The 26,268-nt window shown below is 64.7% G+C and carries 21 protein-coding genes; 10 read left to right on the top strand and 11 right to left on the bottom strand.

The window, feature by feature from the left end:
* Positions 1-3: 3 nt before the first annotated feature.
* Complete coding sequence (ltrA, locus tag THIDRDRAFT_RS19660; RefSeq protein ID WP_007042662.1) at positions 4-1,329, bottom strand: group II intron reverse transcriptase/maturase; 1,326 nt, start codon at positions 1,327-1,329, stop codon at positions 4-6.
* Positions 1,330-2,046: 717 nt separating this feature from the next.
* On the opposite strand from ltrA, the gene THIDRDRAFT_RS19655 reads away from it, so the two are divergent.
* Positions 2,047-2,826: an IclR family transcriptional regulator gene (locus THIDRDRAFT_RS19655; protein ID WP_007042661.1), complete on the top strand. Its 780-nt coding sequence runs from the start codon at positions 2,047-2,049 to the stop codon at positions 2,824-2,826.
* Positions 2,827-2,863: 37 nt separating this feature from the next.
* Here THIDRDRAFT_RS19655 and THIDRDRAFT_RS19650 read toward each other — a convergent pair whose 3' ends face one another.
* Complete coding sequence (locus tag THIDRDRAFT_RS19650) at positions 2,864-3,676, bottom strand: SHOCT domain-containing protein (RefSeq protein ID WP_007042660.1); 813 nt, start codon at positions 3,674-3,676, stop codon at positions 2,864-2,866.
* Positions 3,677-4,071: 395 nt separating this feature from the next.
* On the opposite strand from THIDRDRAFT_RS19650, the gene THIDRDRAFT_RS19645 reads away from it, so the two are divergent.
* Entirely contained in the window at positions 4,072-4,677 is a 606-nt protein-coding gene (locus THIDRDRAFT_RS19645) for a glutathione S-transferase (RefSeq protein ID WP_007042659.1), read from the top strand.
* Between the two features lie 153 nt (positions 4,678-4,830).
* On the top strand, positions 4,831-5,793 hold the full coding sequence (locus tag THIDRDRAFT_RS19640; protein WP_007042658.1) for a SphA family protein: 963 nt from the start codon (positions 4,831-4,833) through the stop codon (positions 5,791-5,793).
* A 14-nt stretch (positions 5,794-5,807) separates the two neighbouring features.
* Here the strand turns inward: THIDRDRAFT_RS19640 and alr are convergent, their stop codons facing one another.
* A complete protein-coding gene (gene alr / locus THIDRDRAFT_RS19635; protein WP_040845540.1) occupies positions 5,808-6,899 on the bottom strand; it encodes an alanine racemase in 1,092 nt (363 codons plus the stop codon).
* Positions 6,900-7,218: 319 nt separating this feature from the next.
* On the opposite strand from alr, the gene THIDRDRAFT_RS19630 reads away from it, so the two are divergent.
* Positions 7,219-8,469 carry a bifunctional alpha/beta hydrolase/OsmC family protein gene (locus THIDRDRAFT_RS19630; RefSeq protein WP_007042656.1) on the top strand — a complete coding sequence of 417 codons (1,251 nt, stop codon included), beginning with the start codon at positions 7,219-7,221 and terminating at the stop codon, positions 8,467-8,469.
* 36 nt (positions 8,470-8,505) lie between these two features.
* Here the strand turns inward: THIDRDRAFT_RS19630 and THIDRDRAFT_RS19625 are convergent, their stop codons facing one another.
* Complete coding sequence (locus THIDRDRAFT_RS19625) at positions 8,506-10,035, bottom strand: glycosyltransferase family 39 protein (protein WP_007042655.1); 1,530 nt, start codon at positions 10,033-10,035, stop codon at positions 8,506-8,508.
* Between THIDRDRAFT_RS19625 and THIDRDRAFT_RS19620 the strand changes: the two genes are divergently transcribed.
* Positions 10,024-10,215, top strand: coding sequence for a hypothetical protein (locus THIDRDRAFT_RS19620; protein WP_139058828.1), 192 nt, complete (start codon positions 10,024-10,026; stop codon positions 10,213-10,215). The two genes, THIDRDRAFT_RS19625 and THIDRDRAFT_RS19620, sit on opposite strands and share 12 nt — an antisense overlap.
* 58 nt (positions 10,216-10,273) lie before the next feature.
* A complete protein-coding gene (locus THIDRDRAFT_RS19615; protein WP_007042654.1) occupies positions 10,274-11,407 on the top strand; it encodes a glycosyltransferase family 2 protein in 1,134 nt (377 codons plus the stop codon).
* 36 nt (positions 11,408-11,443) lie between these two features.
* On the opposite strand, the gene THIDRDRAFT_RS19610 is transcribed toward THIDRDRAFT_RS19615, so the two are convergent.
* Positions 11,444-12,946 (bottom strand): GGDEF domain-containing protein, encoded by a 1,503-nt coding sequence (locus tag THIDRDRAFT_RS19610; protein WP_007042653.1) that lies wholly within the window; start codon positions 12,944-12,946, stop codon positions 11,444-11,446.
* A 254-nt stretch (positions 12,947-13,200) separates the two neighbouring features.
* Entirely contained in the window at positions 13,201-13,797 is a 597-nt protein-coding gene (locus THIDRDRAFT_RS19605; RefSeq protein ID WP_007042652.1) for a YceI family protein, read from the bottom strand.
* Between the two features lie 98 nt (positions 13,798-13,895).
* On the opposite strand from THIDRDRAFT_RS19605, the gene THIDRDRAFT_RS19600 reads away from it, so the two are divergent.
* Complete coding sequence (locus THIDRDRAFT_RS19600; protein WP_245535897.1) at positions 13,896-14,540, top strand: nucleoside deaminase; 645 nt, start codon at positions 13,896-13,898, stop codon at positions 14,538-14,540.
* Positions 14,541-14,589: 49 nt separating this feature from the next.
* On the opposite strand, the gene THIDRDRAFT_RS19595 is transcribed toward THIDRDRAFT_RS19600, so the two are convergent.
* The gene (locus THIDRDRAFT_RS19595; protein WP_007042650.1) at positions 14,590-14,970 is read right to left on the bottom strand and encodes a hypothetical protein; all 381 of its coding nucleotides are present in this window, start codon (positions 14,968-14,970) and stop codon (positions 14,590-14,592) included.
* Between the two features lie 154 nt (positions 14,971-15,124).
* Between THIDRDRAFT_RS19595 and THIDRDRAFT_RS19590 the strand changes: the two genes are divergently transcribed.
* The 3 genes from THIDRDRAFT_RS19590 (at position 15,125) to THIDRDRAFT_RS19580 (ending at position 17,016) form a co-directional block, all read left to right on the top strand.
* A complete protein-coding gene (locus THIDRDRAFT_RS19590) occupies positions 15,125-15,826 on the top strand; it encodes an ankyrin repeat domain-containing protein (RefSeq protein ID WP_007042649.1) in 702 nt (233 codons plus the stop codon).
* A 2-nt stretch (positions 15,827-15,828) separates the two neighbouring features.
* A complete protein-coding gene (locus THIDRDRAFT_RS19585) occupies positions 15,829-16,116 on the top strand; it encodes a hypothetical protein (RefSeq protein ID WP_007042648.1) in 288 nt (95 codons plus the stop codon).
* A gap of 171 nt (positions 16,117-16,287) precedes the next feature.
* A complete protein-coding gene (locus THIDRDRAFT_RS19580; RefSeq protein WP_007042647.1) occupies positions 16,288-17,016 on the top strand; it encodes a UDP-2,3-diacylglucosamine diphosphatase in 729 nt (242 codons plus the stop codon).
* Between the two features lie 82 nt (positions 17,017-17,098).
* On the opposite strand, the gene THIDRDRAFT_RS19575 is transcribed toward THIDRDRAFT_RS19580, so the two are convergent.
* The 4 genes from THIDRDRAFT_RS19575 to THIDRDRAFT_RS19560 all read right to left on the bottom strand — a co-directional run.
* The gene (locus tag THIDRDRAFT_RS19575; RefSeq protein ID WP_007042646.1) at positions 17,099-17,578 is read right to left on the bottom strand and encodes a rhodanese-like domain-containing protein; all 480 of its coding nucleotides are present in this window, start codon (positions 17,576-17,578) and stop codon (positions 17,099-17,101) included.
* Between the two features lie 182 nt (positions 17,579-17,760).
* Positions 17,761-18,420 (bottom strand): response regulator, encoded by a 660-nt coding sequence (locus THIDRDRAFT_RS19570; RefSeq protein WP_007042645.1) that lies wholly within the window; start codon positions 18,418-18,420, stop codon positions 17,761-17,763.
* A complete protein-coding gene (locus tag THIDRDRAFT_RS19565) occupies positions 18,420-20,030 on the bottom strand; it encodes a sensor histidine kinase (protein ID WP_007042644.1) in 1,611 nt (536 codons plus the stop codon). The genes THIDRDRAFT_RS19570 and THIDRDRAFT_RS19565 overlap by 1 nt, the downstream gene beginning before the upstream one ends.
* 253 nt (positions 20,031-20,283) lie before the next feature.
* Positions 20,284-26,268 (bottom strand): DUF4214 domain-containing protein (locus THIDRDRAFT_RS19560; RefSeq protein WP_007042643.1); only part of this gene is annotated, 5,985 nt, incomplete at its 5' end.

Genomic DNA, 26,268 nt, shown 5'->3' with positions numbered 1-26,268 from the left:
GTGTTACACTATCCGGCTCCCAGTTTGAGTCTTCCACGGTGGAATAGGATAGAGGTCATGGACAATGCGCGGGCGCGGTAGCAACGATCCAGTGATGGCTCGAAAGCGCTCCCAGTTGAGCGAGCGCTTTTGACTGCGCCGGTTCAGCCATTTGAACAGCAGCCCTATCGCCTGGTAGTGATACCCAGCCACAGCGCGGGTATTACCGCTGACGCCGTAGTACTGGATCAGGTGTCGGATGAGATAGGCCAGCATGGCCGCAACGCCTTGAGTGCGCAGGGCACGCAGTCGCTCATTGAGCTGCTTGAGCTTCTTGCTCATGCGTTTGCCGTCGGTTTTGCGTCCGATGACGAACCGCCCTCGACGGCTCCGGCCCACGTAGTGGGTGAAGCCGAGGAAGCTGAAGGTGCGCGGTTCGTCACCCCGGTCGTGTGGTTGACCGAGCGCCTGCGAGCCAAACCGCAACAGGGCGGTCTTACTCGGCTCGACTTCCAGGTCGAACTGCGCCAGCCGCTCAGGCATGGCCTCCATGAAGGCGCGCGCATCCGCTTCTTGCTCGAAGCAGGCCACATAGTCGTCGGCGTAGCGGATCAGAAAGGCTTTGCCCGCACAGTGCTTGGCAAAACGCTGCTCGAACCAGAGGTCGAGGACGTAGTGCAGGTAGATGTTGCTGAGCACGGGCGAGACCAATCCGCCTTGCGGTGTCCCCTCAATGCTGGATGTGAAGATGCCGTCTTCCATGATGCCGGCCTTCAGGAACCGCTGGATGATCCGCAGCAGCCTGGGGTCGCCGATGCGGTGCTCCAGAAAGCGCAGCACGTGGGCATGGGACACGTGATCGAAGAAGCCCTTGATGTCGGCTTCGACGACCCATTGCGTCCGCTCGTTGGTGATGACCTCCGCCAGGCGGCGCAGCGCATCGTGCGCGCTGCGTCCCGGACGGAAGCCATAGGAGCCGTCTCGGAACTCCGGCTCCCAAATGGCTTGCAGGATCACGCTGAGGCGATCTTGCACCAGCCGGTCTTCGAACGCGGGCACCCCCAGAGGCCGATAACGGCCGTCCCCTTTCGGGATGTAGGTGCGCCGCACCGGCTGTGGCCGATAGCCCAGTCGGCGCAACCGTGCCGACAACTCCTCCAGGTGCTGATCCAGATCGACGCCATAGTCGTCTTTCCTCATCCCATCGACTCCGGGCGCCTTGCGTCCGTCCTGACGCTCGAAGCTTTCACGCAACCCTTCAGGATCGCTGAGCAGACCCATCAGGGCATTGAACCGCATCGGCGGCTCTTCACGTGCCATTCGTGTGAAACGCTCGAGTTTGGTTGTCACGGTCAGAGTCCTCTCGGCGTAGGGCCGTGTATCGCTCTCGCGTTGTCTCAAACCGCCACCCCTTTGCTCGGCCCGCGTTACCGGGCGTCATCGCTCGTATGGATGGCTCCGACTTCCCAGCATCGCCGCCCGCGTCCTCGTTGCTTACACTTGTTCGCGGGTGCCCGCTTCCGGCGGACCGATGCTCGGATCTCCCTGGTGACCACGTGTTCTCGATGTCAGGCTCGACACGGCCTCGGACCCCGGGGAGTACCCATGCCGCTCGCCAGAGCGCGGCATGGATTGTGGCCTGCCGGGGGACAAACCCGTCGGCACTCCCAACGCAAAAATTTTCGGGGCTCAACACCTTCAAGGGCGGCTTCACCCGCTTCCTTTGCACCTCGCCTGCTTTCGTGCCTACGCATCGACACGGCTGTTACCAGCCACGCCGCAAGGCTCGATACTGGGCTCGCGGCTCACGATTACCCAGGCGGGATTCCCACCCGCTAGATCACGCGGCCTTGCCAGGCCGCACTGGCCCCTTTTCCTCCCATTTGGCATCTCCACAGGTCGTCAGACAGGGCGAAAGCAACAACTCTTTCCCCTTATGCCAGGATGAGGAACGCCCCCGCCAATAGAACCACACCCCCTTGGATGCCCCGTTCAATCACCAGAGCTACAAGGCAAATCGCTCCAGACATGTTTTCATAATACGAAAATCATTCTGGAAAATTCCTCATGACTCAAAACAGCCCCTCCGGCATCCAAGTCATCGATCGCGCGGCTGCTCTACTCGATGCCATCGCCCGTTACCCCGATCCGGTCAGCCTCAAGATCCTCGCCGCCGAGACCGGCCTGAACGTCTCGACCGCGCACCGTATCCTCGCCTCGCTGATCCACAACCGCTTCGTCGAGAAGGATTCGGCCGGACACTACCGGCTCGGTCTGCGTCTGCTGCAGCTCGGCGTGCGGTTGCACGGCAATGTCGACGTGCGCGCCATCGCTCGACCGATCATGGAGGATCTGCGCGACCGCTTCGGTGAAACGGTCAACCTGACCATCCGCGAGGGGGACGCCGTGGTCTATATCGAAAAGGCGACCCCGAACCGCATGATCCATGTCCAGCAGCTGATCGGCTCGCGCGCACCGCTGCATGTCACCGCCGTCGGCAAGCTGATGCTGGGCGCAGCCGGCGAGGCCGCCATCCGCGCCTATGCCGAGCGCACCAACCTGCCCGCCTATACCCGCAACAGCATCACCGACCTCCCGCGCCTGATCGCCGCCTGCGCCCAGTCGCTCGCGCTCGGCTACGCCCTGGACGACGAGGAGGCCGAGATGGACGTCGGCTGCATCGGGGTTCTGGTCTACGACGGCACCGGGAATGTCAGCGCTGGACTCTCGGTTTCGGCGCCGATCCTGCGGCGACGGGCGGAATGGATCGAGGATCTGATGGAGGCTGGAAAGCGGCTTTCGCTCGATCTGGGGTACCGACCCCACCCCGGACCGAGCGCGACCTGACGCCGGTTTCGGGACGGGGCGAACATCGGAGACGCGGTTAGAGACGACTCAGCAGCTCGGCCTTTTTCTGGGAGAACTCGTCGTCGGAGAGGATGCCCCTGGAGCGCAGATCGGCCAGCCGCTCGATCGCGGAAAAGATGTCCGACTCGGCGCCGGAGGCGGCCCCCGCAGCCGGTGCAGAGGAGCCAACCGGCTCGGCCTGGGGCGGCGCGGCTGGACGTCCGTCGATGGATACGACCGGCAGGCTGGCCAGATTCACGGTGCCGTACTGGCTGGAGAAGAGGATCGAGCCGCCCATGCCCTGCTGCTGGGAAAAACCGCCGATCTGATGATCGAGGGTGTCATAGACCCAAACCTGCCCACAGGATTGAACTGCGAGCCTGCGTGCGTTGGCAAAATAGGCATAACGCATCTCGTTCTGTGAGCCGGTCGCGTTGGGTGCGCCGAGTTCGCTCGGCCACCAATTGGCCGATGGATCGGGCACGAACAGGCTGGACTCGCCCATGGGCGCACCCGAACCCTGATGCTGCTGACCACTGCCGCTCTGACTCTGGGACTGGAAGCTGCCGCTACGCAAGAGACCGGGCTGATTGGCGAGAATCGCAGAAAGCTCGCCGCACAAGGCATCGACGCGCCCCTTGAGCGAATGGTTGAACATATCGCCCAGCATCAGCATGCCACCCTGCATCCACTGACCGGAACCACCGAACTCGGGATGGCTGAACTGCGCCATGGAGCCGTTGCCATTGACCACGGCGAACAGCATGTGGGTGACCGCGTCGGGGCTGAAGCCGTAGCGCTGGGACAGGCCGGCGACGATTACCTGACCTTCTGGAGTGAGTTGTTGCATGGAAATGGCGCTCTAAATGAAAGGATGTGCCGCACAGAGGCGCTGGCGGATCGAATTCCCTCGATCGGGGCGGGACACAACGAAGAAACCCCGGCGCCCCGTGGTCGGGATGAATGGCGAAACGAGACGATCGAAACGATCTGAGCGACCCCCGTCATCGTCGGCGAATGCGGCGACCGACGAGGCCGAAGCCGGCTAAGTTAGCTCTAAACCGGACGCTGGACAACGGCAAACCGAACGTTTGACAACAGGTCCGCAACCAGGGCGTAGCGACACCGAACGGCCGCAAAATTAGTAATCGATGAATTACTGACAATTGCCGTTCGCCTCGTCGCGATACCGGCGTAAACTCAAAGACTCAAGTATTCCGTACGAAGCTCACACCGGGGGATCCGATGCTGCTCCGCCATTCACACACCTCACCCTACGTCCGCAAGGTGATGGTCCTGTTACAGGAAACGGGACTGATCGATCAGGTTACGATCGAAACGATCGACGGCTGGTCCGAGCCCGACGCACTGACTGCCGAGAATCCGCTTTCGATGGTCCCGACGCTCGTCCTGTACGACGGCCAAACGCTGTTCGACAGCCCGGTGATCTGCGAATACCTGGACCGCCAGCATGTGGGCCGCCCCATGATTCCCCCGACCGGCGAGATGCACTGGCAGGTGCTGCGCGAACAGGCCCTGGCCGACGGCATCCTGGACGCCGCCATCCTCATTTTCATGGAACTGGGCAAACGTCCCGAGGAAAAACGCTGGGACTGGTGGCTGGACCTCAAGCGACGCGCAATCGAGCGCGCGCTCGACCGACTCGAAACCGACCTGGACACCCTTGGCGACCGGATCGATTTGGGCGTCATCTCAATCGCGGTGGCACTCGGCTATCTGGATCTGCGCGGCGCCGTCGGGGACTGGCGAACCGGCCATCCCGGACTCGCGGATTGGTTCGATGCCTTCGAGCAACGGCCATCCATGATCGCGACTCGACCACCCGTCTGAGCACCGATTCGCGCGCGCCGCGAAGGCGCGGCTCAGACTCCGCTCAAAACGCCTGATCTCGGTCAAAAGGGTCGCCATGCGTACCGTGTAATCCCAGATGACCGCCATGTTAAGGTTGCGCCGCTCTCCAATAACGACAAAAAAGGCGCAACCATGCGAATCTCCAGCTCGTACGTCTTGGCCGCAGCATTGGGACTGGCCGCGACCCAATCTGCGCTCGCCTATGACCTTCCCGCCGTCAATCTGGGTTTCACTAGCTTTCTCGACGGAGCCCCGCCGGCCGGTCCAGGCTGGTACGTCCAGCAATACGTCCAGATCTACCGCGACGGTCGGCTCAAGGATGTGGACGGCGACGACATGCGGGTCCCCACGCCGCGCGGACTGGAGAAGGCAGAGGTCGATGCCAACATCAGCATCACCCAGATCGCCTACCAGTCGGACCAGGAGCTGTTATGGGGCGGCAAATGGGGCATGAACCTGATGCAGCCGATCGCTGGCTTCGACTTGGATCCCGAGGACAATTTCGCCCTCTCGGACAACAGCGCCAACCTCGGCGACCTGCTGATCGGTCCCTTCCTGCAGTGGGACCCCATCATGGGTCCCAACGGTCCGCGCTTCATGCACCGCGTCGAGTTCCAAATGATCTTCCCGACTGGCGCCTATGACGCCGACCATGCGCTCAATCCAGGCAGCAACACCTTCTCCTTCAATCCCTATTGGGCAGCCACCGCCTTCATCAGCCCCAAGTGGACGGTTTCATGGCGTCTGCATTACCTCTGGAACGCCGAGAACTCGGACCCCCACACCTGGCTCGGCGCCGATGACAGCCAGGCTGGACAGGCGATCCATCTGAACTTCGCGAGTGCCTACGAGGTGCTGCCGAACCGGCTGCGCATCGGCATCAACGGCTACTATCTCAAGCAGATCACCGAGAACAAGCTCGACGGGCACGATCTCTCCGACACCAAGGAACAGGTGCTCGGCATCGGTCCGGGCATGGTTTACCACGTCTCCCAGCACGACCATGTCTTCATCAACGCCTATTGGGAGACTGCGGCGGAGAACCGCACCGAAGGGTCGCGACTGAACCTGCGCTACGTCCACCATTTCCAGTAGCCGAACCCGATCGCTCAGACGCCCTCATGGATGAGCGGCACGCGCCGACCGATCCCGGTGAAGAGCTCGTAGGCAATGGTCCCGGCGGCCTGGGCGACTTCGGCGGCCGGGACCCGATCGCCCCAAAGCTGCACCGGCGCCCCCAACCCCACATCCTCCATCCCCGTCAAATCCAGCATGATCATGTCCATGGAGACACGACCGATGAGACGGGTCGGACGTCCCGCGACCGCGAGCGGTGTACCGTCCGGAGCGTGACGCGGATAGCCGTCGGCATAGCCGACCGCCGCGACCCCGACCCGCGTCGGTCGATCGCAGACGAAACGACCGCCGTATCCCAGCGGCTCCCCCGGCGCGAGATCGCGCACCGCGATGATGGCGGATTCCAGCGTCATGGCGGGCCGCAGTTCGGCCGCCGCCGGATGGGACGCCACGAATGGAGAGATGCCGTAGAGCATGATGCCGGGCCGCGTCCAATCCCGGTGCGCTCTGGGCAGCGACAGCACCGCCGCCGAGTTGGACAGACTCGACATGACCGCCTTACCGCCGAGCGCCCGGTCGAAATCGGCGAGCTGGCGCTGGATGAATGGATGGCCCGGCTCATCGGCGCGGGCGAAATGGGTGATGGCGCCCAACTCGCCGACGTGGGCGCAGGCGCCAAGCGCGGCATGGATCGCGCCGAAGTCTCCCGGCGCGAAACCGACCCGATGCATCCCCGAATCCACCTTGATCCAGCAGCGCAGCGGACGCTCGGGGCGGGCCGCGAGCACCCAGTCCAGCTGCTCGCGGCAATGCACCACCATGGTCAGTTCGGCCGCGTCGACCTGGGCGAGCTCATCCGGTGCGAAGACCCCCTCCAACAGCAGGATTCGATCGCGAATGCCGGATTCACGTAGCTCCAAGGCCTCCTCCAGACAGGCCACCGCGAAGCCGTCCGCCTCCGGTGCCAAGGCGCGCGCCACCTCAATCGCCCCATGACCATAGGCGTTCGCCTTCACCACGGCGAGCGCGCGGCTCGACGGCGCGCTCGCCTTGGCGATGCGATAGTTGTGACGGATCGCATCCAGATGGATGCGTGCATGCAAGGGGCGGGATGAGGCGTTCATGCGCACAACTTTGCCACGCCGACCGTTTTTTGTCGCGCCCATCCTCCAGCCTGTCCCACATGACAGAGGGGCTCCAGCCCCACCGAGTTCAGAATTTAATGTAATGATTAAATTGAACTTTTACCCACGAAACTTGCTCGAAACCGTTCTTTCCTGTTTATATTGCGGTGCATCATCCAACGACGGCCGAATCGCCGAGCGAGAATGGCCATCGACATCCGGTCCGAATCGAATCGACGCTTGATCATCGGATCCGATCAGAGAGCCCTCGCGCACACCCCGATAAACAACCGCATCCCATCGCATTGGTAGCCTTCGCATGTCACGGATCAAAATCGAATTCCCGAACGCCGAGGGGCATACGCTCGTCGGTCTCCTGGAGATGCCGCCGGACCGCACCCCCGTCGCCCGCTACGCGCTCTTCGCCCACTGCTTCACCTGTAGCAAGGACGTGGCGGCGGCCAGCCGTATCAGTCGCGCCCTGGCGACGCGCGGAATCGCCGCACTACGTTTCGACTTCACCGGACTGGGCAACAGCGACGGGGACTTCGCCAACACCAATTTCTCATCGAACGTTCAGGATCTGCTCGCGGCTGCACGCAAGCTGGAGCAGGATTTCGAGGCCCCTGCCCTGCTGATCGGGCACAGCCTGGGCGGCGCGGCGGTGCTCGCGGCCGCCCCGCAGCTACCCTCGGTCGAGGCCGTGGTGACCATAGGCGCCCCGGCGACCGCCTCCCATGTCCAGCATCTCTTCAGCGGCGCGCGCGGTCAGTTGGAGGAAGAAGGCGAGGCGGAGGTCAAGATCGGTCTGCGCCGATTCCGCATCCGCAAGCAGTTGCTCAATGACCTGGAGCAATACGGCTCGGCCGAGCACATCCGGCACCTGGATCGACCATTGCTGGTCTTCCATTCGCCGCTCGACACCATCGTCGACATCAAGGAAGCGGCCAAGATCTACCAGGCGGCCCGCCACCCCAAGAGCTTCATCTCGCTCGACAACGCCGACCACATGCTGAGCAACCGCGAAGATGCCGAGTATGTCGCCGAAACGCTGGTCGCCTGGGCCAGCCGCTACCTGGGGATCGGTCGACACAGCTTCGAGCCCAGCACCGGAACCGCGCCCAAGGTCGAGCCGAAAGAGGTGCTGGTCACCGAAATCGACACCAACTTCCTGCACGGGCTCTACACCGCACACCATCAATGGCTGGCGGACGCGCCCAAGCCGAACGGCGGATCGGACCTCGGCCCGGAGCCCTACGACTTGCTGCTGATGGCGCTCGGCGCCTGCACCTCAATGACCCTGCGGATGTACGCCAAACGTCACGGTATCCCGCTCGACGACATCGAGGTGAGCCTCCGGCACGAGCGTGTCTATGCCGAGGACCGCGAGAGCTGCGAGATCAAGAACGGCCGTCTCGACCGCATCGTCCAGCGCCTCAACATCCACGGCTCGCTCGACGCCACCCAGCGCAGACGCCTACTGGAAATCACCGAGCGTGGCCCCGTCCACCGCACCCTCGACGCCAGCCCAGTCATCGAAACCCGCTACGTCGAGGACGACCGAACATGACCGCCACAGACCAGATTCCGAACAGCCCCATTCGGGCTAAGGGTTCGGTCGATAACGGTACAGATGCCAGGTATGCAGCGGCCGTCGACAAGGCTTGGTCTCGGCCTCTCGAAGCGGCTCACCGGCACAATCGTAGAATGTGCGATCACGCTCGACGCCAAATCCCTCGATCGCCGGCGGTGCCCCGAAACGGGTAACCAGCCAGAAGGGGCCAGACCGCGCCAAGGGCTCATCCATCCGTCGACGCACGAACTCGGACGGCCGGGTCAGCCCCGGCCACTGATCGGCCCCCAAGTCCGGGCGATAGAAACGCAGCATGGCCGTGGTCTGATAACGATCCACATAAACGGGCGCGTCCAGCTCGGCCGCCCGCTGGGCCAGCTCGGCGAACCCATGGGTCTCGCGCAGGATGCGGTTCTGACTGTCCGGGAGCGGCAGAGCGGCCGTTGCCGAATGATAGGCATAGAGCGTCACTAGCAGCAGATTGACGCCGACCGCCGCATAGACCCAGACCCGCACCCGACGCAGCCAGATCGCCGCAAGCGGCGCGGCGCTCAGCAGATACATCAGCGGCCAGTTCGCCTGCACCTGACTGAAGGTCGCGATCGCCGCGAAGAAGCCGAGCGGAAAGAGCGTCGCGGCGACCAGCAGCGCGCGCCCATGCGCAGACAGGACCGGCGCCGTGTCCGCCGAATCGACCGATCTCCTCGACCAGCCCGCCCACAGCAAGGGCACCGCGATCAGTCCCCAGAACCCGAGCTGCACCCCGAGATAGCCGAAGAGGCTCCCCAACCGCTCACCGAGCGACTGGAACCCTGTGCGCTCGACCACCTCGGCAGGCACGGAGGCCAACGCACCGACCTCCGTCGAAAAGCCATGACCGAACTGGAAGCGCATGGTCACCCAATCGTGATGGGCATTCCAAAGGATATTGGGCATGAAGACCAGCAGCGCGACGAGCCCGCCCAGATAAGGCCAGGGCGTCCGCAACGCCCGCCAGTCGGCGCGCAGGATGGCCCAGAGCAGGACGGGACCGATGAGCACCATGGTGTACTTACCGAGCAGCCCGAGCCCGACCGCCAATCCCGCCGTAACCCAGCGCCGCCGATCCACCGCCAGCGCCCGCTCCGCCTCGTGCAACGCCAAGGCCCAGGCCAGGGCCAGCGGTGTATCGGGCGTGGTGAGCACACCGCCCGCGAGTCCAGGGAGGGTGCCACCGACGAGTACCAGTGCCAGCGCCAGATCGACCGGATTTGTAAGCCCGCAACGACGATAGAAAACGGCCAGCACGACCAGGGTCGCTGTCCCGGCGAGAAGTCCGCCGAACCGCGCCGCGAACGCCGATCCAGGCTCGAACAAGGCCCCGAGCCCCAGCAATGCGACGCCGGGCGGATGATCGAAATAGCCCCAGGCGAGATGACGCGCCCAATCGAAGTAATAGGCCTCGTCGAGCGTCACCGGCATGAGCGCCGCGATCGCGAAGCGCCATGCGATAAGACCGGCAATCACGCTCGCCAACAAAACCCAGGAACCTGTCGGCGCGAATGGCGCCCGATGATGATGCATGCCGTCTTCCACTCCGACTCGACCTGGGCCGACGCCCGAGATACGCGCGCCAGCCGCCAACAGAAGGAATACTCCAAGGGCATCGGCCCCGAAGACACCGCTCGCCCTATCCGGGTTAGAATGCGCGCCGCAATCGAAGCGAAACCCGCGCCCGAAATGCTACAGGCGGCGGCATTCTAGCCGATCGACCCTTCATTGCCGCGAATCCAGGCCGAGCGCCGATCCTCAGGTTGAATCCATGTCACAACAGACGCCCGCCCAACCGTCTTGCGCCCCACCCATGCTGACCGTCGTCGTGCCCACCTACAAAGAGGCCGAATCGGTCGCCGAACTGGCGCGCCGGGTGAGCCTGGCCCTGGAGGGCATCGACTGGGAACTCATCTTCGTCGACGACGATTCGCCGGACGGAACGCCCGAACGGGTACGCGAACTCGCGCGCCAGGATCCACGCATCCGCCTGATCCAGCGCATCGGACGCCGAGGGCTCTCCTCGGCCTGTATCGAGGGCATGCTCGCCACCAGCGCGCCCTTCCTCGCCGTCATGGACGGCGATCTGCAGCACGACGAGACACTGCTTCCGCGCATGCTACAGACCATCGAGACAGAGAATCTCGACATCGTCATAGGCAGCCGCTACGTCGAGGGCGGCGGTGTCGGTGAATGGAACGCCAAGCGCCACTCGATGAGCCGGCTGGCAACCCGTATCGGCCAGTATCTGATCCATGCCGAGCTGCAGGACCCCATGAGCGGCTTCTTCATGGTGCGCGCCGAGGTGCTGCGATCCTGCGTGCGCCGTCTAAGCGGCGTCGGCTTCAAGATTCTGCTCGACATCTTCTCCGCCGCCGAACCGCCGCTGCGCTTCCGCGAGCTGCCGTTTACCTTCCGCCAGCGCGAAGCGGGCAGCAGCAAGCTCGAACAGGCGGTGCTTTGGGAGTATCTGCTGATGCTGGCGCAGAAGGTGATCGGACCGGTGATTCCGGTCCGTTTCATCGCCTTCTCGCTGATCGGAGGACTGGGCGTGTTCGTGCACATGGCGGTGCTCTGGCCAGTCCTGAATCTGTTCGGAACCGGCGCCTTCCTGTTGGGCCAGAGCGCGGCGACCCTGGTCGCCATGACCAGCAATTTCTTCCTCAACAACCTGCTGACCTACCGCGACATGCGCCTGCGCGGCAAACAACTGCTGTGGGGCTGGTTCACCTTCGTCATGGCCTGCAGCGTCGGCGCGCTGGCCAACGTCGGAATCGCCGACTACCTGTTCAATCAAAGCCACTCGGGCTGGTTCTTCTCGGCTCTGGCCGGCATCCTGGTCGGAGCGGTATGGAATTACGCGGTAACGGCGGTCTATACCTGGAAGCGCCCACGGTCGACTTGATACGGCACCCGCTGCCTGGATGAAGCGCGCAAGCCCTCAGGACAGAACCGATTCGATACAGTTGCGCCCGTGGCGCTTGGCGTCGTACAGCGCCCGGTCGGCGGCGCGTACCAGTTGGAGCGGGTCCTGGATGTGGTGTTCGCCGTCCATGTGCGAGGCGAGCCCGATCGAGGTGGTGATGAAGAAGGACTCGCCAGTTTCGCTCATGTGGCGTGTCGCCTCGACCGCCGTGCGCAGTCGTTCGAAAACCTTGAGTGCGGCCTTCTTGCTGTGGCCAGGCAGCAGTACCACGAACTCCTCGCCGCCGTAGCGCATGATGTAGTCGCGTTCGCGCAGATTGCGCTTGAGCACGGCGGCGATCTTGACCAGCACCGCATCACCGACCACGTGGCCATGGGTGTCGTTGACCTGCTTGAAGCGATCCAGGTCGAGGAATCCCAAGGTCAACGGCCAGCCGTTGTCGGTCGCCTGGGCGAATTCGTTTTCGAGAACCTCGTCGAAATGGCGGCGGTTGTGCAGCCCGGTCAGGGCATCATGAATCGCGGCCTTCTGCAGGATCTCGGCCGCCTGCTCCATCTCCACCACCTTCTGATGGTGGTCGGTGACCTGATGGATGAGACGGAGATTGCGGGTGGCGAGGATGTCGCGCGCCTGGTCGACCAGCCCCTGCGCCATGTTCGGCGAGATGATCTCGATCTCGAACAGCCTTCCCAGCTCCGGCAGCCCCTCGACCACCTCCTCGATCAGCACCTGCAGGATCTGCTCGTCCAGACCCAGCAGCGTCGCGGCACCCGCCGCTGCCGCATCCAGGGCCGGCTGGGGCTGTTCGTCCAAAAGGCCATCGGCGATATGCCCGGCCACGGACACGCAATAGACGAAGGCCCGTGCATCCTCGAGGATATCGGCCTGATTAGGATCGTGCACCGAGGCGGCGGTGACGGCGAGACGCTCCGGCAAGCCCCAATGACGCATCAGCCAGGCACCGACCTCGCCATGATCGAACCCCAGGGTCTCGCGCTCGATCTCGACGAAACGGTCGTGCGTCTGGTAGCCGGCCAAGAGGTCCAGATAACGATTCGGAACCGCAGCGCTCAAGGCAAGTACACCTAGATCCTGAAGCAACCCGGCCAAATAGAGTTCGTCCAGTGCGTTCTGCTTGAGGGTCTCGCCGAGCATCCGGCTCGCCAGACCTGAGATGAGGGCCCGCCGCCAGACCCGATCCACCGCCGCCCGGTTGGTATTGCTGGACCGGTAGACCTCGGAGAGCGAAAAGCTCAGTGCCAGCGTCATGGTCGCATTGAGACCCAGCAACATCACCGCCTGATGGAGATTGGTGGTACTGCGACGCTTTGCGTAGAGCGGTGAGTTGCACACGCGTAAAAGACGGCTTGCGAGCGCGGGATCCTTGGACAGCACACCGGCGAGCGCGCCGATGTTGACGTCGGGATCGCGGCCCATCTCGATGATCCGGATGGCCACGCCCGGCAGGGTCGGCAGGTTGGGACAGAATTGAAGGGCTTCGCGAATCGCAGGGGTCATCGGATTTTTCGAGGTACCTGGAGCCGGTCTGTTAGAGACGACGAGGGCCGGGATCCGCCCATGCCACTCCTATGGCGCACCCCCCGCAGAAATCCATTCACCCAATGAGTTCCAGATGATACCCGCTAAGACCACACCCCGACAGCATTTTACCCCTTGCACACCGAAGCCCGAGACGCAAGGAACGGCCAGTCAGCGCCATTCGGACGAATGCGCCGACCTCAGAGGGTCGGCGCACGATCAAGGGTATGAGATCAGTTGGCCGCTGCCGGCGGGGTCACAAAGGTCATGACGAAGGTCACTGGCACCGCCTCGCTGATACTCTCCAGACCGGCGATCTCACGCAGCTTCTCGACGCCCGCGCCGAGCCCGAATTTGGCGGCGTCCACGATCACCGGCTTGAGGCTGGCCACCATCACCGTGCCCGCATCCACCTTCACCGCCTGCATGCTCAGTGTCATGGGCTGGGTCTCGCCGTGCAGCGAAAGATTGCCCTCGGCCGAAAGCTGTTTGATCTCGCCCACCGCCATGCCGGAGACCAGATCGGGATCCACCTTGGCCTTGAGCACGGCCTCCTTGTAGTCGGTGGTATCGAACAGGAACGTGCGCATCCGCTCGTTACGAATCGGAACCAGGGTGTCCACGCTGTCGAGCATCAGCGTGACGACAACCTGCCCCTGATCGTCGATGACGCCATTGATCTCGTCGAATGTATTGACCTCCGCAACATCCTTGGCCTTGATGGTGACGAAGGAGAGATGCGAGCGGCCTGGATCCAGACTCCAGTCGGCCAGCGCCGGTGACGCGGCCAGGATTCCAGAGAGCATGAAGGGCAGGATGAGCTGACGCATGATGATTCCTCCTGATGCGTTTCGAGAGTCGATCGATTGACAAAAGGTCGGTCCCACAAGACACACTGACCGGCGCATTGAACAACCGGACCGGAACCTTGACCGACTCAACGAACGTGGACTCGAATCTCAGAGAAACAACCGCATCCCAAGCGGGGGCGATCCGCATCGACCTTCCAGACTGGATCCCGCGCTTTCTCGCCAGCGTGACGACACCGCTCGCCGACGACCGCGAGCGCATGGCATGGGTGCTGGACCTGGCCCGCGAGAACATCCGCGCCGGAACCGGCGGTCCATTCGGCGCCGCGCTCTTCGCTGCGGACAGCGGACGGCTCATCGCCGTCGGGGTGAATCGCGTAGTGCCGGCGCATTGCTCGATCGCCCACGCCGAGATGGTCGCCATCGCCACGGCCCAGCAGCGCCTCGGACACTACGACCTACGCCAGGCGCTGCCCGGCGGCAGCATCCTCTACAGCAGCGCCGAGCCCTGCGCCATGTGCCTGGGCGCCCTACCCTGGTCCGGTATCGACCGCCTGGTCTACGCCGCGAGCGACGCCGACGTGCGCGCCATCGGATTCGACGAGGGAGACAAACCGAGCGATTGGATCTCGGGCTATGCCCGCCGAGGCATCCAGGTCACCGCCGAGCTACTGCGCGAGGAAGCGGCCGATCTGCTGCGCGGCTATGCCGCCAACGGCGGCGAGATCTACGATCCGACAGCGACCGACCATGGGGATTCTTGAGGCTACCAGCCGCCAGCCGCCAGCCATCAGCGTCCAGCTAGAAATGACCTTAATCCCCGGGCGATGCGGGCAGGATGATCATCCGCTCGACATCGGCGAGTCGGATCTCGCGCCCGTCGAGCGTGGTGAGACGGCGCCCCTGGATATCGCCCCGATGGGCCTGATAGCGCGCGATCGCGCCGGTGTTGGCGTTGATCACCTGAACCTCGACCCGTTGGCGGTCGTCGAGCCAGCCCTGCACCAGATAGACAGCGCTGCCGATCAGCATGAACGCGATCAGGCCCCAGGCGATCCGGCGCATCAGCCCCGGCGGCACCAGCGGAGGCCCGACCTCCTGCCCGTGCGCGATCAACTCGGCACGACGACGCGAGCGCAAGGAACCGTAGACGGCGGCAATAACGCCGAGCGTGAGCAGGAGTTTCCAGAACATCGGGGGAGCATCGCTTCGCAATAGAATGAGGGGACATGGTATCCCAAGGCATGCGGCGAGTTGCGATGGTCGGAGTGCTCGCCGTACCATCGCGAGGTTCGACGAGGTCTGGAAACCCGAGGCGCCCATCAACGTAACCCCGTGACCGAGGCCCATGCATCCACTGCTGATCCTTTCGCTCTCGACCGCACTGACGCTCGTTGCCTGCGCTGAGCCCGCGCAACCGACGGAGAGTCTCTATCGCGCGGTTCACACCGGCGACCTGGATCAGGTCAAACGGAATCTCTACTGGAACGCAGACGTCAATCAACCGGATGTCGATGGCGAAACGCCACTGCACGAGGCCGCGCGCACCGGCCGGGTCGCAATCGCCGAACTGCTGCTGTCGCACGGCGCGAATCCCGAGGCGCTGGACGCATCCGGACGCACGCCTTTGAAGGTCGCGCTGCGGTTTGGCAAAACCCAGGTTGCGCGGTCGCTGATCGAACAGGGCGCCACGCTGGATGCCCAGGCCATGCTGATCGATCTCGTCAGACAAGGCGTCTCGGATCGGGACACCTTCGCCCTGCTGACGCGAGCCGGGGCAGACGTCGATCACGCCGACGCGCAGAGCCGCACACCGCTGGGGATCGCAGTCGAGGGCGGATACCTCGGGACCGTCAACCGGTTGCTGGACCTGGGCGCGGATATCAACCGACCCGACGGACATGGCCGCATGCCGCTGGCCATCGCACTGGCGCAAGCCAACGGCAGAGACACGGATCGCCAGACCATCGTCGAGATACTGAAACGCAACGGCGCACGCCGCGAACTCGAACCCGCGACGACGCCGAACATCGAAAACCCGGAGAAATAACAATGACCGAAAAGGTCGAGGATCTGACCGTCACTTACACCGAGGACGGCATCGACACCACACACGAGCTGGACAAGGTCATCCTGTCGAAGGGAAGCTGGACGACCATCATCTTCCGCTACCAGGAATGGGACCGTACCAAGGGCGAATACGGCGCGGACAAATACACCATCCGCCGTTACCAGAAACGGGGCGGCGAATACCGTCAGCAGTCCAAGTTCAACATCTCCAGCCGCGCCCAGGCACAGGGCCTGATCGACGCGCTCCAGGGGTGGATTGCGGAGGAATGATTGGTCACCAGCCGCCAGCCGCCAGCCGCCAGCTATCAGCGTCCAGCAAAAGCGACTCGGACATTGGGCGGTCGTGTTCACCAGCCCGCCGCTCACCGAACCGGTGATCGGAACAGGTCCAGGCAGCACGGCTTTAAGCTGGCCGCTGGCGGCTGACAGCTCCGCACTGAAATGACGCACCTCTTCATCTCCGATCTGCATCTGTCGCCGGACCGTCCGGCGACGCTCGACTGTCTCCTTGATTTCCTGGCCGGCCCCGCTCGCGAGGCCGAGCGTCTCTATATCCTCGGCGATCTCTTCGACAGCTGGATCGGCGACGATGACGACACGCCCTTCAACTGCCGGGTGATCGCCGGACTGCGCGCGCTCACCGACGCAGGCGTCGGCTGCGATCTGATGCACGGCAACCGCGACTTTCTGCTCGGGCGACTCTTCCGCCGCGAGACCGGCTGCCGCATGCTGCGCGATCCGACCCTGATCACCCTCGCCGGCGAACCGACACTGCTGATGCACGGCGACCTGCTCTGCACCGACGACCTGGCCTATCAACGCTTCCGTCGCCGTGTCCGCAACCCGCTGGTGCAGCGTCTGTTCCTGTTCAAATCGCTCGACGGCCGACGCGCACTGGCCGCCGACTACCGCCACCGCAGCCGAGCGGCCATGGCGGAGAAGTCCGCCGAGATCATGGACGTCAACCAAGACGCGGTCGCCGACTATCTGCGCCGCTTCGGTGCCCGCCATCTGATCCACGGCCATACCCACCGCCCGCGCGACCACGAGATCACGCTCGGCGATCGCCAGGCACACCGCTCGGTACTCGCCGAATGGACGGAACAGGGTGGAGAGGTCCTGGCACACCGCAACGGCGTCTGGCAGCGCGAACCCATCACGCCAACCTAACACCCGCCCCGTAGATCTCACCGACAGGGTCTGACCAAATCCCGCGTAGGGCGCAATAGCCCCAGCCTGTTGCGCCGCATGACTAATCCACTGCAAGCCCCGCCGGGCGATGCTGGTCGGGACGCAGGTTCGGCGTGAAATAGACATCGGCATCGTCGAGATCGACCGCATTCCCCTGCCCATCGACCAGCGGCTGCTCGTAGTCCTTCCAACCACGCAGACCGGTCTTGAGCGAGGCGACGTTGCGGTAGCCCAGCACCGTCATGGAATGGGCGGCCAAAACGCTGCGATACCCCGAGCGACAGACCACCACCACCTCGCGATCGCGCGCCTGGACCAGCTCGGGCAGGGTCTCCTCGTAGTCCCATTCGCAAGCCGACTCCAGAATGCCGCGCGGAACATGAATAGAGTCGGCGATGTGCATGGCGGCGAACTCGTTCGGCTCACGCACATCGACGATCAACAGGTCTGGATTCTCCTCCAGCCGCTCGGCCAGATCCCAGGGCATGATCTCGCGGATATCGGTGAGGCAATTCTTGATGAGTTCGAGGAAATTCTTCATCGCTTGAGCAGTCTCCATGAAGCAATCTGTCGATTTGGGCGCGACGCTCCCGGCAATCGGAACCTTGGCACCCAACGAGACCCATAGGACCGCGCGCAAAGGATGAAGTGCCAATATGGCCTCCTCCCATCACGCCTTCAACACCTGATGCCGCCCTTCCGAAGCCGCACGCCGATCGGTCTTCAGAGATCGCGCACCGGCGCACGCTCGCACAGACCGCGCTCAACCGCGATCACCGCCGCCTCGACCCGCGAATGGACGTCGAGCTTGCGCAGGATCGCCTTGACGTGCAGCTTCACCGTGCCATCGGAGATGCCCAGACGCCGGGCGATCGCCTTATTGCTCTGACCCTCGGCGAGATGACAGAGAATCTGTTGCTCGCGCGGGGTCAGGTCGGCGACGCCGTTCTGCGCCGATGTCCCCTTGGAATCGCCGCCCTGCACCGCCCTGGCCAGCACGATCGCCAGCTCGGGTGCCACCACCGTGCGTCCAAGCACGATCTCGCCCAAGGCGGCGATGAGCGCCTCCGGCTCCATGTCCTTGAGCAGATAGCCCTGCGCCCCGCTCTGCAACGAGTCGATCACGTCGCGCTCCTCGGCGCTGGTGGTCAGCATAGCGATCGGCATGGTCTGATGGGCGGCGCGCAATTGGCGCAGCAACTCCAAACCCGAGAGCTGCGGCATACGCATGTCGAGCAGCACCACGTCCGGCGAGGTCTCGCCGACCCGGCGCAGTCCGGTGGAGGCGTCACCGACCGCGACCACCTCGATACCACGGCGCTCCAGTAGCTCCTGGAGGCCAAAACGAAACAGGGCATGATCATCGATCAATAGGACACGCATCAGGCAACCCCCAGCGCATGGCGCGCGCCGCGCCGGTTGACTTCAAAGACGACCTCGACCCGGGTCCCCTCACCCGGCTCGCTCTCGATCCGCATCTCGGCGCCGATACGCCGGGCGCGTTCCTCCATGATCGAGAGCCCGATCCGCTCGCCCGGATTGGAACCGTCGGCCGGAGCGCTGAAGCCGACGCCGTCGTCCTCGACCAGCAGCACATAGCGGTCGCCCCCGTCGCGGGTCAACAGCACCCGAACCGTGTGGGCCTGGGCATGCTTGCGGATATTGGCCAGAGATTCCTGGACGATCCGCAGCAGCTGCAGATCCTCGCTCGCCGACAGCTCGAACGGTCGACAATCGTTCTGGAACAGGACGTGGGCCCCCGTCTCCTGACCGAAGCGCTGGGTTAGCTTGGCCAGCGCCGGAACCAGACCACGCCGATCGAGCGGGGCACGGAAGCTGGCCAGCAGCTCGCGCAGCTCGGTGTGCGCCTCGTCGAGACCGTTGCGCAGACGGGCCAGGTCGTTGCGTGCCTCCTCCGAGATGGGCGTGGCGCCCAGCGAGTCGTCGAGCATACGGCATTGGAAACGCAGGCTGGCCAAGGTTTGGGCGAGCGAGTCGTGCAGCTCGTGGGCCAGCGAATTGCGCTCCTCGACGATGGACAACCGCCGAGCCTCGGCGTCCGAGCGCTGCTTGGCGATCGCCACACCCAGATGATGGCCGACGGTGAACAGCAGATCCATGATGTCTTCGCGCGCCTTCACACCCGGACGATCGACGAAGATGCTGTAGACGCCCAACAACTGATCGCGATGCTCCAGCGGCACGGTCACCACCTCCATCTCGGAGCTGTCGAACATGCGCCGTCCGTAGATACGCGAGCAATAGCGCGCGTCGTTGTCGCAGACGATATCGCCCGGAGCGAGCACGCTGCCGCACAGACAGAGATCGACCGGCGCCATGTCCTGTTCGCGCACCAGATCGTCGTCCAGACCGATGGAACCCACCAGGCGTCGGCTGCCGTCCGACATCACCAGACGCACCGTGGCCGCCCGACCGTTGATCATCTCCTTGAGCACACGCAAGAAGCGCAACAGCAGCTCCTCCACGCTATCGGTCTGGTGGATGCCGGCCGCCACGTCGTAGAGAATCTTGAGCGAGGCCGTCTTCTGCGCCAGGCGGCGGGTCTGGCGCGCCACCCGATTGTCCATGTCCTCGTAAAGGTCGGTCAGTTCCTCGTTGAGGCTGCGAATATCCTGAGCGATACCGCGCAGCACCCCCGTCTCGCACAGGCTGTCGCTAGCCCCTGGCTCGCCCTGACAGACCTGGGTCAGCGAGCACTCCAAGCGCACCAGCGGCAGCAGCAACTGATCGCGCAGCCGCATCCAGACGACCACCGCCGCCACGGCACCAACCGACAGCACCCCAAGACACCACCAGCGCAACCAGGCATATCCAGGCGACAGACCATGCAGCACGGCCAAAACCAAGGCCGCGACCATCGCGACCACTAGCGTCCACAGAGGCAACGTCAAACGCGCCGCACGCAAAATCGCCCGCATCCGCGCGATCTGATTGGCGGGAATGCACTCCAACCCGAACCGGTTCAGGGTCATGATTCAGCCCAGAGGTCTCGATGCCAGATGACTCGATGAAGGTTCGCCCCAGCGGCCAAAACGACCGAACCGATGGGAACGAGAAACGATCCGCCCCAGAGGCGGCTTCGAGCCATTCTAACCCGAGCGGCGCCCATTGCAGACTGTCGCCCGATGCTGCGAGGCGGAATCAGTGGGCGCCCGCCAGACTTCAGCGATGTGCCGTCAAGAGCGACAGACTCGGCGCATCGATGATGCGCCGAGTCCGGGTCGCCTATGCGAGGGCGTCAGGCCCAGAGGGGTCGATCTCAGACTGCCCGGTCAGACGCACACCCGCACTGAGCGTGTCATCGGCGGGCAGGAAGCGGTCGTGATATTCCGTGCTGTCGACGAAGTTGCTTAGGTAGGTCAAGGCCGTATCCTCATCGGCCAGTTCATCGACCCAGTAGGCATGTCCGGCGGCATCCGGCGCGCGTCCGAGCAGTCCGACGTAGAAGAGGTCGAGCGCGACCAGATCGGTGCTCGTGGCACGATATTCAGGGCTCTCGGTGAGGGTGAGCAGGAGGTCGGCGCGCGCGTCGGTGTCGGCATCGCCCGCGAGGGCGCTGCCCCATTGACTTGCCTCACTGTCGCTGGGTGCGCGCCCGAGCAGGTCTTGGTAGAGCGTGGCGATGTAGGTCTGGTCGTCGAGTTGGCCGTAGCCTTGGGTGAATTCATCGGACTGGACCATGACGCGACTGACGTCGCTGAGGGTCGTGCCGTCTTTGAGTTGCGCCATCCAGTAGTCCATGCCGCAGGTGTCGGGGGTGCGCCCGAGCCCGCCTTCGTAGAGGCGCGCGAGTGCGCCGGCCTGGTTCTGGAGTTCATCGGTGCCGAGGAAGAAGTCGGTGATCTGGGCGCGGTCCATGTCGCCCTGGGACAGGGCCTGGGTCCAGTAGGCCACACCCGCGTCATCGCCCTCGCGCCATAGCAGGTCGCGATAGAGCTGGCGCACGAACAAGTCGTCGTTGCCGATGACGTCGTTGTCCTTGACTGCCGGGTCATAGCCAAGCGTGTGTTCGACGGCGTCGGGCATACCGTCGTCGTCGGCGTCGGGTTTGAAGGGGGCGTAGGGGCAGGTGTCGCCCTCGTCCTGATCGCTGATCTGGATGGTGAGCGCTTGGGTGTCGCTGGCACCGTCGGGGTCGCTGACCTGCACCAGCACTTTGTAGGTGTTGTCGGGTACGCCATCGCCCACGTCGGAGGTGCCTTCGGGACGCTCGTAGTCGGGGGGAGTGAGGAAGCTGAGCACCCCAGTGTCGGCGTCGATGGTGAAGCGCTCGGCGTCGACGCCGCCGACGATGGCGTAGCTGAGGCTGTCGCCGTCGGCGTCGGCGTCGGCGTCGCTAGCCTGGACTTGGGTGACCTGGGTGCTGTTTTCAGGCCGCGTCAGGGTGGCGGTGAAACCGCCGCCGTCGCTGGTGATGACGGGGGCTCGGTTGTCGGGGGCAAGCGTGAGGTAGACCGGGCCGCCAGGGTCGCTGATGGCACCGGGGGTGGGGTCGCTGTCGAGCGGGCCGTTGTCGGTGAGGACGAAGTCGAGGCGTTGTTTGTCGCCGACCTGGGTGATGGTGACGGGCACGCTGACCCAGTTGCCGGCGCTGTCTTGTTTGAGATAGGCATTGACCGGGAGGTCGGCGTCGATGAAGAGGCTGATGGTCTCTTCACCACCCGCGGGGACGTTGTCAAGGTTGAAGGCGAGCACACCGAGCGGGAATTGGCTGCCCTGCAGCGCCTCAGGCAGGTCGCTGTCGTTGGGTGCAGCAGCCATCGTCACCTGGCTTTGGTGGGCCCCCGCGCTGTTGACGAGGGTGACGTAGCGGGCATGACCCGCCTCATCGGTCAGACCGGTGTCGAGGGAGGTCACGTCGTCCTGTTCGGTATCGGGGATGCCGTCGCCGTTGCCGTCGCCGGCGACCAGGGTACCGTCGGCGCCAGGGAGGACCGGCACCTTGAATTCCTCGCTGGAGTCGATGCCATCGTTGTCGTCGTCGGTGTCGAGGTTGTCGTCGATGCCGTCGCCGTCGCTGTCCTTCCCGGCCTCCTCGGCGTCGTCCTGGCCGTCGTTGTCGGAGTCGCGGTCGAGGCTGTCGCGCACGCCGTCGCCGTCGCTGTCTTTGGTGCCTTCCTCGGCATCGGGGATGCCGTCGTTGTCGGAGTCGGTGTCCTGGTTGTCAGGGATGCCGTCGCCATCAGTGTCGGTATTCCCGTCTCCTTCCTCGGCGTCGGGAATACCGTCGTTATCGGCATCGGGCTCTGGCTCTGGCTCTGGCTCTGGCTCCGGCTCCGGCTCCGGCTCCGGCTCCGGCTCCGGCTCCGGAGTCGGAATCACGCCGCCCTCGCTCACGTCGGTTACCGCGACGGTGAGGGTCTGGGTGTCGCTGGCGCCATACGTGTCGGTGGCGGTGACCTGGACGACGTAGAGGTTGTTGGCGTCGGCATCGCTGGGGCTTTCGTAGTCGGGCGCGGCGAGGAAGCGCAGCACGCCGCTGGTGGCGTCGAGACTGAACGCGGCCTGGTCGGCGCCGCCGCTGAGGCTGTAGGTCAGGCTGTCGCCTGCATCCGGATCCGTGGCCACCACGGTGGTGACGGCGCTGGTGTTCTCGGCGATGCTGACGGCGGCGGTGGTGCCGCCACCGTTGCTGGTGATCACAGGCACGGTGTTGGTGAAGGCGGCACCGCCCGGGTCGCTGATCTGCCCTGGGGTGCGGTTGAGGTCCAGGTCGCCCTGGTCGATCAGGTCGAAGGCGATGATCTTCTTCGTGCCGTCGTCTGAGAGGGTGATGCTGAAGTTGCTTCCGGGGGTGTTCTTGACACTGACCCACTGGCCGTCCTTGTCCTGCTTGATGTAGTCGTTGACCGCCAGGCTGGCGTCGACATAGAGACTGACGCGCTGGGTGCTGGCGGGGGTGACGTCGGCCAGGTCGAAGCTGATCACGCTCTGCAGGAATTGGCTGCCCTGTAGCGCCTCGGGCAGCTCGCTGGGGTCGGGCGCATCGTTGACGACGACATTGGTCTGACGGGTGCCGGAGTCGGTGGCGAGGGTGACGTAGCCGACGTTGCCGGCGGCGTCGCTCACCTGGGCTGAGGTGACGTTGTTCTGCACGCTGTCGACGAGTCCGTCGCCGTTGCCGTCGCCAGCGACGCGGCTGAGCGTAGGCACGGCGTCCTCTTCGTCCGCGCCGATGCCGTCGCCGTCGCCGCTGACCTGGAAGGTGGCGGCGCTGCTGTCGGTGCTGCCGTCGTTGACGCGGACCTGGAAGGTACGGTCGCCGTTGGTGGGTGTGTCAGCGCTGTTGTGGTAACGCAGGGCATCGAGCAGGGTTTCGCCTTGGGTGCGGGTGAGTGCGGCGCTGTTGTCGCCGGTGATGGTGAGGGTGCGGGTGGTAGCGTTGGTGCTGAGGGCGTAGTCGTAGACGACGCCCGCGAGCGTGAAGCTGCCGCTGCTGTCGGCGTTCAAGGCCATCGAGCCGGTTCCTGCAGTGAACCCGGCAATGTCGAGGGTTTCGCTAGCGCCGTCTTGGATGTCGCCGGTCGCGAAGGCCACCTTGAGGGTGGCGAAGGTCTCGCTGTTGCCGAGCGCCAGATTGGTGCCGCCGCTGGTGAAGGCGAGCGGGTCGCCGCTGAGGCTGGCGCCGTGGTTGATGCCGGTGCCGCCGGTGCCGGTGCCGTTGAGGTCGACGACGGGTTTGAGCGCGAGGGGAGCGTTGCTCACGGCGTCGGTGGTGGCGGCGTTGCCGGCCAGATCGCGCGCGAAGCCGGCGCTCACATCGAGGGTGTCGGCGCCGGCGCTGATGCCGTAGCCGGCGCTGGTGGTCAGGGCCAGGGCCTTGGGCTGGGTGAGGACGATGCTGAGGGTGGTGGCGTTGGTGACCTTGGCCGAGCTGATATCGGCGAGCGCGAAACCGACGTTGGCCGTGGTGGCGTCGTCGCCGTTGATGTCCCAGAGGAGCGTGCTCCAGTCGAGCCGGCCCTTGATGTCGGTGTTGGCGCCCTCGCCGGCTTCGAGCAGGTCGTCGAAGTGGGTGCCGGTCAGCGTGAGGGTGCGGCTGTCCTCGGCATAGGCGCCGCTGGCGAGGGTGGTCTGTGGCGCGGTGGTGTCGCTGGTGATCGCGATGGGCGCGTTGCTCACAGCATCGCTGGTGGCGGCGTTGCCGGCACGATCGCGGGCGAAGCCGGCGCTGACGTCGAGGGTGTCGTTGGCGCCGCCATAGCCGCTGGTGGCGGCCAGGGCATCGGCCTTGGCACGAGTCAGCGCAATGGTCAGGCTGGTGTCGCTGGTGGCCTTGGCCGAGACGATGTCGCCAAGGACGAAGCCGACGTCGGTTGCGGTGCTATTGCCGTCGATGTCCCAGCTGAGCTTGCTCCAGTCGAGGCGGCCCTTGAGGTCGGTGCTCGTGCCTTCACCGCTCTCCAACAGGCTGTTGAACTGGGTGCCGGTCAGGGTCAGCAAGCGGGTATCGGCTTCATAGCTGGCACTGGCGATGGTGGTGGTGGGGGCGGTGCTGTCGGCTACGATGCTGAGCGGTGCATCGGCCTTGGCGTCGCTGGTGGCGGCGTTGCCGGCCAGATCGCGGGCGAAGCCGGCGCTGATGTCGAGGGTATCGGCGCTGGGGCTGGTGCCATAGCCAGAGGCGGCGTGGAGCACGGCGGCCTTGGCACTGGTGAGCACGATCGTCAGGTGGCTGGCATCTGTGACTGTGGCCGAGGCGATGTCGGTCACGCTAAAACGAACGTTAGCGGTGGCGGCGTCATCGCCATTGATGTCCCAGACGAGCTTGCTCCAGTCGAGTCGACCCTGGATGTCGGTGTTCGCGTTCTCGCCGGGCTCCAGAAGCGTGTCGAATTGGGTGCCGGTAAGGGTCAAGGTGCGGCTGTCTTGGACGTAGGCGCCGCTGGCAATGGTGGTGGTCGGAAGGGTGTTTTCGTCGACGTCGGTGACGCTGACGGTGAGGGTCTGGGTGTCGGTGCCGCCGTTGCCGTCGCTGGCCTGGACCTCGACGACGTAGCTGTTGTTGCTGTCGCTGTCGGCAGGGGCCTCGTAGTCGGGGGCGCTGATGAAGCTCAGGGCGCCGCTGTTGGCGTCGATCGCAAACAGCGCCTGATCGGCACCGCCGCTGAGGCTGTAGGTCAGGATGTCGCTGTCGGCATCCGTGGCGGTGACCGTGGTCACGGCGGTGGTGTTCTCGGCGACGGACACCGTGCCGGTGGCGCCGCCGCCATCGCTGGTGATGACCGGAGCGGCGTTGTCGGCGGGCGCAGTGGTGAAGTTGAGCGTGGTGGCGTCGCTGATGCCGCTGAAGGCATTGCCGGCCAGGTCGGTGAGCACGCCGCTGGCCATCTGCACCGAGTAGGTGGTGTCTGCGTTGAGATCGGTCGCCGGATTGAGGGTGACGGTGGTGCCGCTGATCGTCACCTGGGTGGTGTCGGTAACGGCGAGGGTGCGGGTGTCCCCGGCGCCATCGCTGATGAGAATGTGACCAGTGCCGGCAACCACAGTTTCACTGAAGGTCAGCACGAGGTTGCTGCCGACCGCGACCGCCGTAGCCTCGTCGGCCGGGGTGCTGCTGGCGAGTGTCGGCGCGATCGTGTCGATCGGATCGGCAAAGTCGATGCTCAGGTCGCTCTTGGCGTAGCCGGTGACGTCCGAGGCCGTGGCGGTGTTGACGAAGGCGCCGTCCTGGAAGGTGAAGCTCAGGTCGGCGATGTCGTCGGCGTTGGCATGCGCGGTGGCGCTGCCGGTCAGGGTGGCGGTGACGACGGTGTCGCTGGTGCGCACGAAGCCGGCGCTCAGGCCCGCCGGGACGTTGGTGGCGACGATCTTGTCGCTCAGGTCGGCGGCGAAGGTGTCGTCGCTCAGCGTGATGGTGATCGCAGTGCTGATGGTGCCGTCATTGGCGGCGGCCTCGACGAAGGTGTCTGTGCTGTAGGTCAAGGCGGGGATCGGCACCGGATCGGCGAAGTCGATGCTCAGGTCGCTCTTGGCGTAGCCGGTGACGTCCGCAGCCGTGGCGGTGTTGACGAAGGCGCCGTCCTGGAAGGTGACGCTCAGGTCGGCGATGTCGTCGGCGTTGGCATGCGCGGTGGCGCTGCCGGTCAGGGTCGCGGTGACGACGGTGTCGCTGGTACGCGCGAAGCTGGCGCTCAGGCCCGCCGGGACGTTGGTGGCGACGATCTTGTCGCTCAGGTCGGCGGCGAAGGTGTCGTCGCTCAGCGTGAT

The sequence above is a fragment of the Thiorhodococcus drewsii AZ1 genome (assembly GCF_000224065.1).
GTDB classification, from domain to species: Bacteria; Pseudomonadota; Gammaproteobacteria; order Chromatiales; family Chromatiaceae; genus Imhoffiella; species Imhoffiella drewsii.
This window is presented reverse-complemented; position numbering and strand designations above follow the sequence as displayed.

Bases quoted from the DNA above. Each gene is read 5' to 3' on its own strand.
- THIDRDRAFT_RS19655 (WP_007042661.1), top strand. From the start codon at position 2,047: ATGACTCAAAACAGCCCCTCCGGCATCCAAGTCATCGATCGCGCGGCT.
- THIDRDRAFT_RS19650 (WP_007042660.1), bottom strand. From the start codon at position 3,676: ATGCAACAACTCACTCCAGAAGGTCAGGTAATCGTCGCCGGCCTGTCC.
- THIDRDRAFT_RS19645 (WP_007042659.1), top strand. From the start codon at position 4,072: ATGCTGCTCCGCCATTCACACACCTCACCCTACGTCCGCAAGGTGATG.
- THIDRDRAFT_RS19640 (WP_007042658.1), top strand. From the start codon at position 4,831: ATGCGAATCTCCAGCTCGTACGTCTTGGCCGCAGCATTGGGACTGGCC.
- alr (WP_040845540.1), bottom strand. From the start codon at position 6,899: ATGAACGCCTCATCCCGCCCCTTGCATGCACGCATCCATCTGGATGCG.
- THIDRDRAFT_RS19630 (WP_007042656.1), top strand. From the start codon at position 7,219: ATGTCACGGATCAAAATCGAATTCCCGAACGCCGAGGGGCATACGCTC.
- THIDRDRAFT_RS19620 (WP_139058828.1), top strand. From the start codon at position 10,024: ATGATGATGCATGCCGTCTTCCACTCCGACTCGACCTGGGCCGACGCC.
- THIDRDRAFT_RS19625 (WP_007042655.1), bottom strand. From the start codon at position 10,035: ATGCATCATCATCGGGCGCCATTCGCGCCGACAGGTTCCTGGGTTTTG.
- THIDRDRAFT_RS19615 (WP_007042654.1), top strand. From the start codon at position 10,274: ATGTCACAACAGACGCCCGCCCAACCGTCTTGCGCCCCACCCATGCTG.
- THIDRDRAFT_RS19610 (WP_007042653.1), bottom strand. From the start codon at position 12,946: ATGACCCCTGCGATTCGCGAAGCCCTTCAATTCTGTCCCAACCTGCCG.
- THIDRDRAFT_RS19605 (WP_007042652.1), bottom strand. From the start codon at position 13,797: ATGCGTCAGCTCATCCTGCCCTTCATGCTCTCTGGAATCCTGGCCGCG.
- THIDRDRAFT_RS19595 (WP_007042650.1), bottom strand. From the start codon at position 14,970: ATGTTCTGGAAACTCCTGCTCACGCTCGGCGTTATTGCCGCCGTCTAC.
- THIDRDRAFT_RS19590 (WP_007042649.1), top strand. From the start codon at position 15,125: ATGCATCCACTGCTGATCCTTTCGCTCTCGACCGCACTGACGCTCGTT.
- THIDRDRAFT_RS19585 (WP_007042648.1), top strand. From the start codon at position 15,829: ATGACCGAAAAGGTCGAGGATCTGACCGTCACTTACACCGAGGACGGC.
- THIDRDRAFT_RS19580 (WP_007042647.1), top strand. From the start codon at position 16,288: ATGACGCACCTCTTCATCTCCGATCTGCATCTGTCGCCGGACCGTCCG.
- THIDRDRAFT_RS19575 (WP_007042646.1), bottom strand. From the start codon at position 17,578: ATGAAGAATTTCCTCGAACTCATCAAGAATTGCCTCACCGATATCCGC.
- THIDRDRAFT_RS19570 (WP_007042645.1), bottom strand. From the start codon at position 18,420: ATGCGTGTCCTATTGATCGATGATCATGCCCTGTTTCGTTTTGGCCTC.
- THIDRDRAFT_RS19565 (WP_007042644.1), bottom strand. From the start codon at position 20,030: ATGACCCTGAACCGGTTCGGGTTGGAGTGCATTCCCGCCAATCAGATC.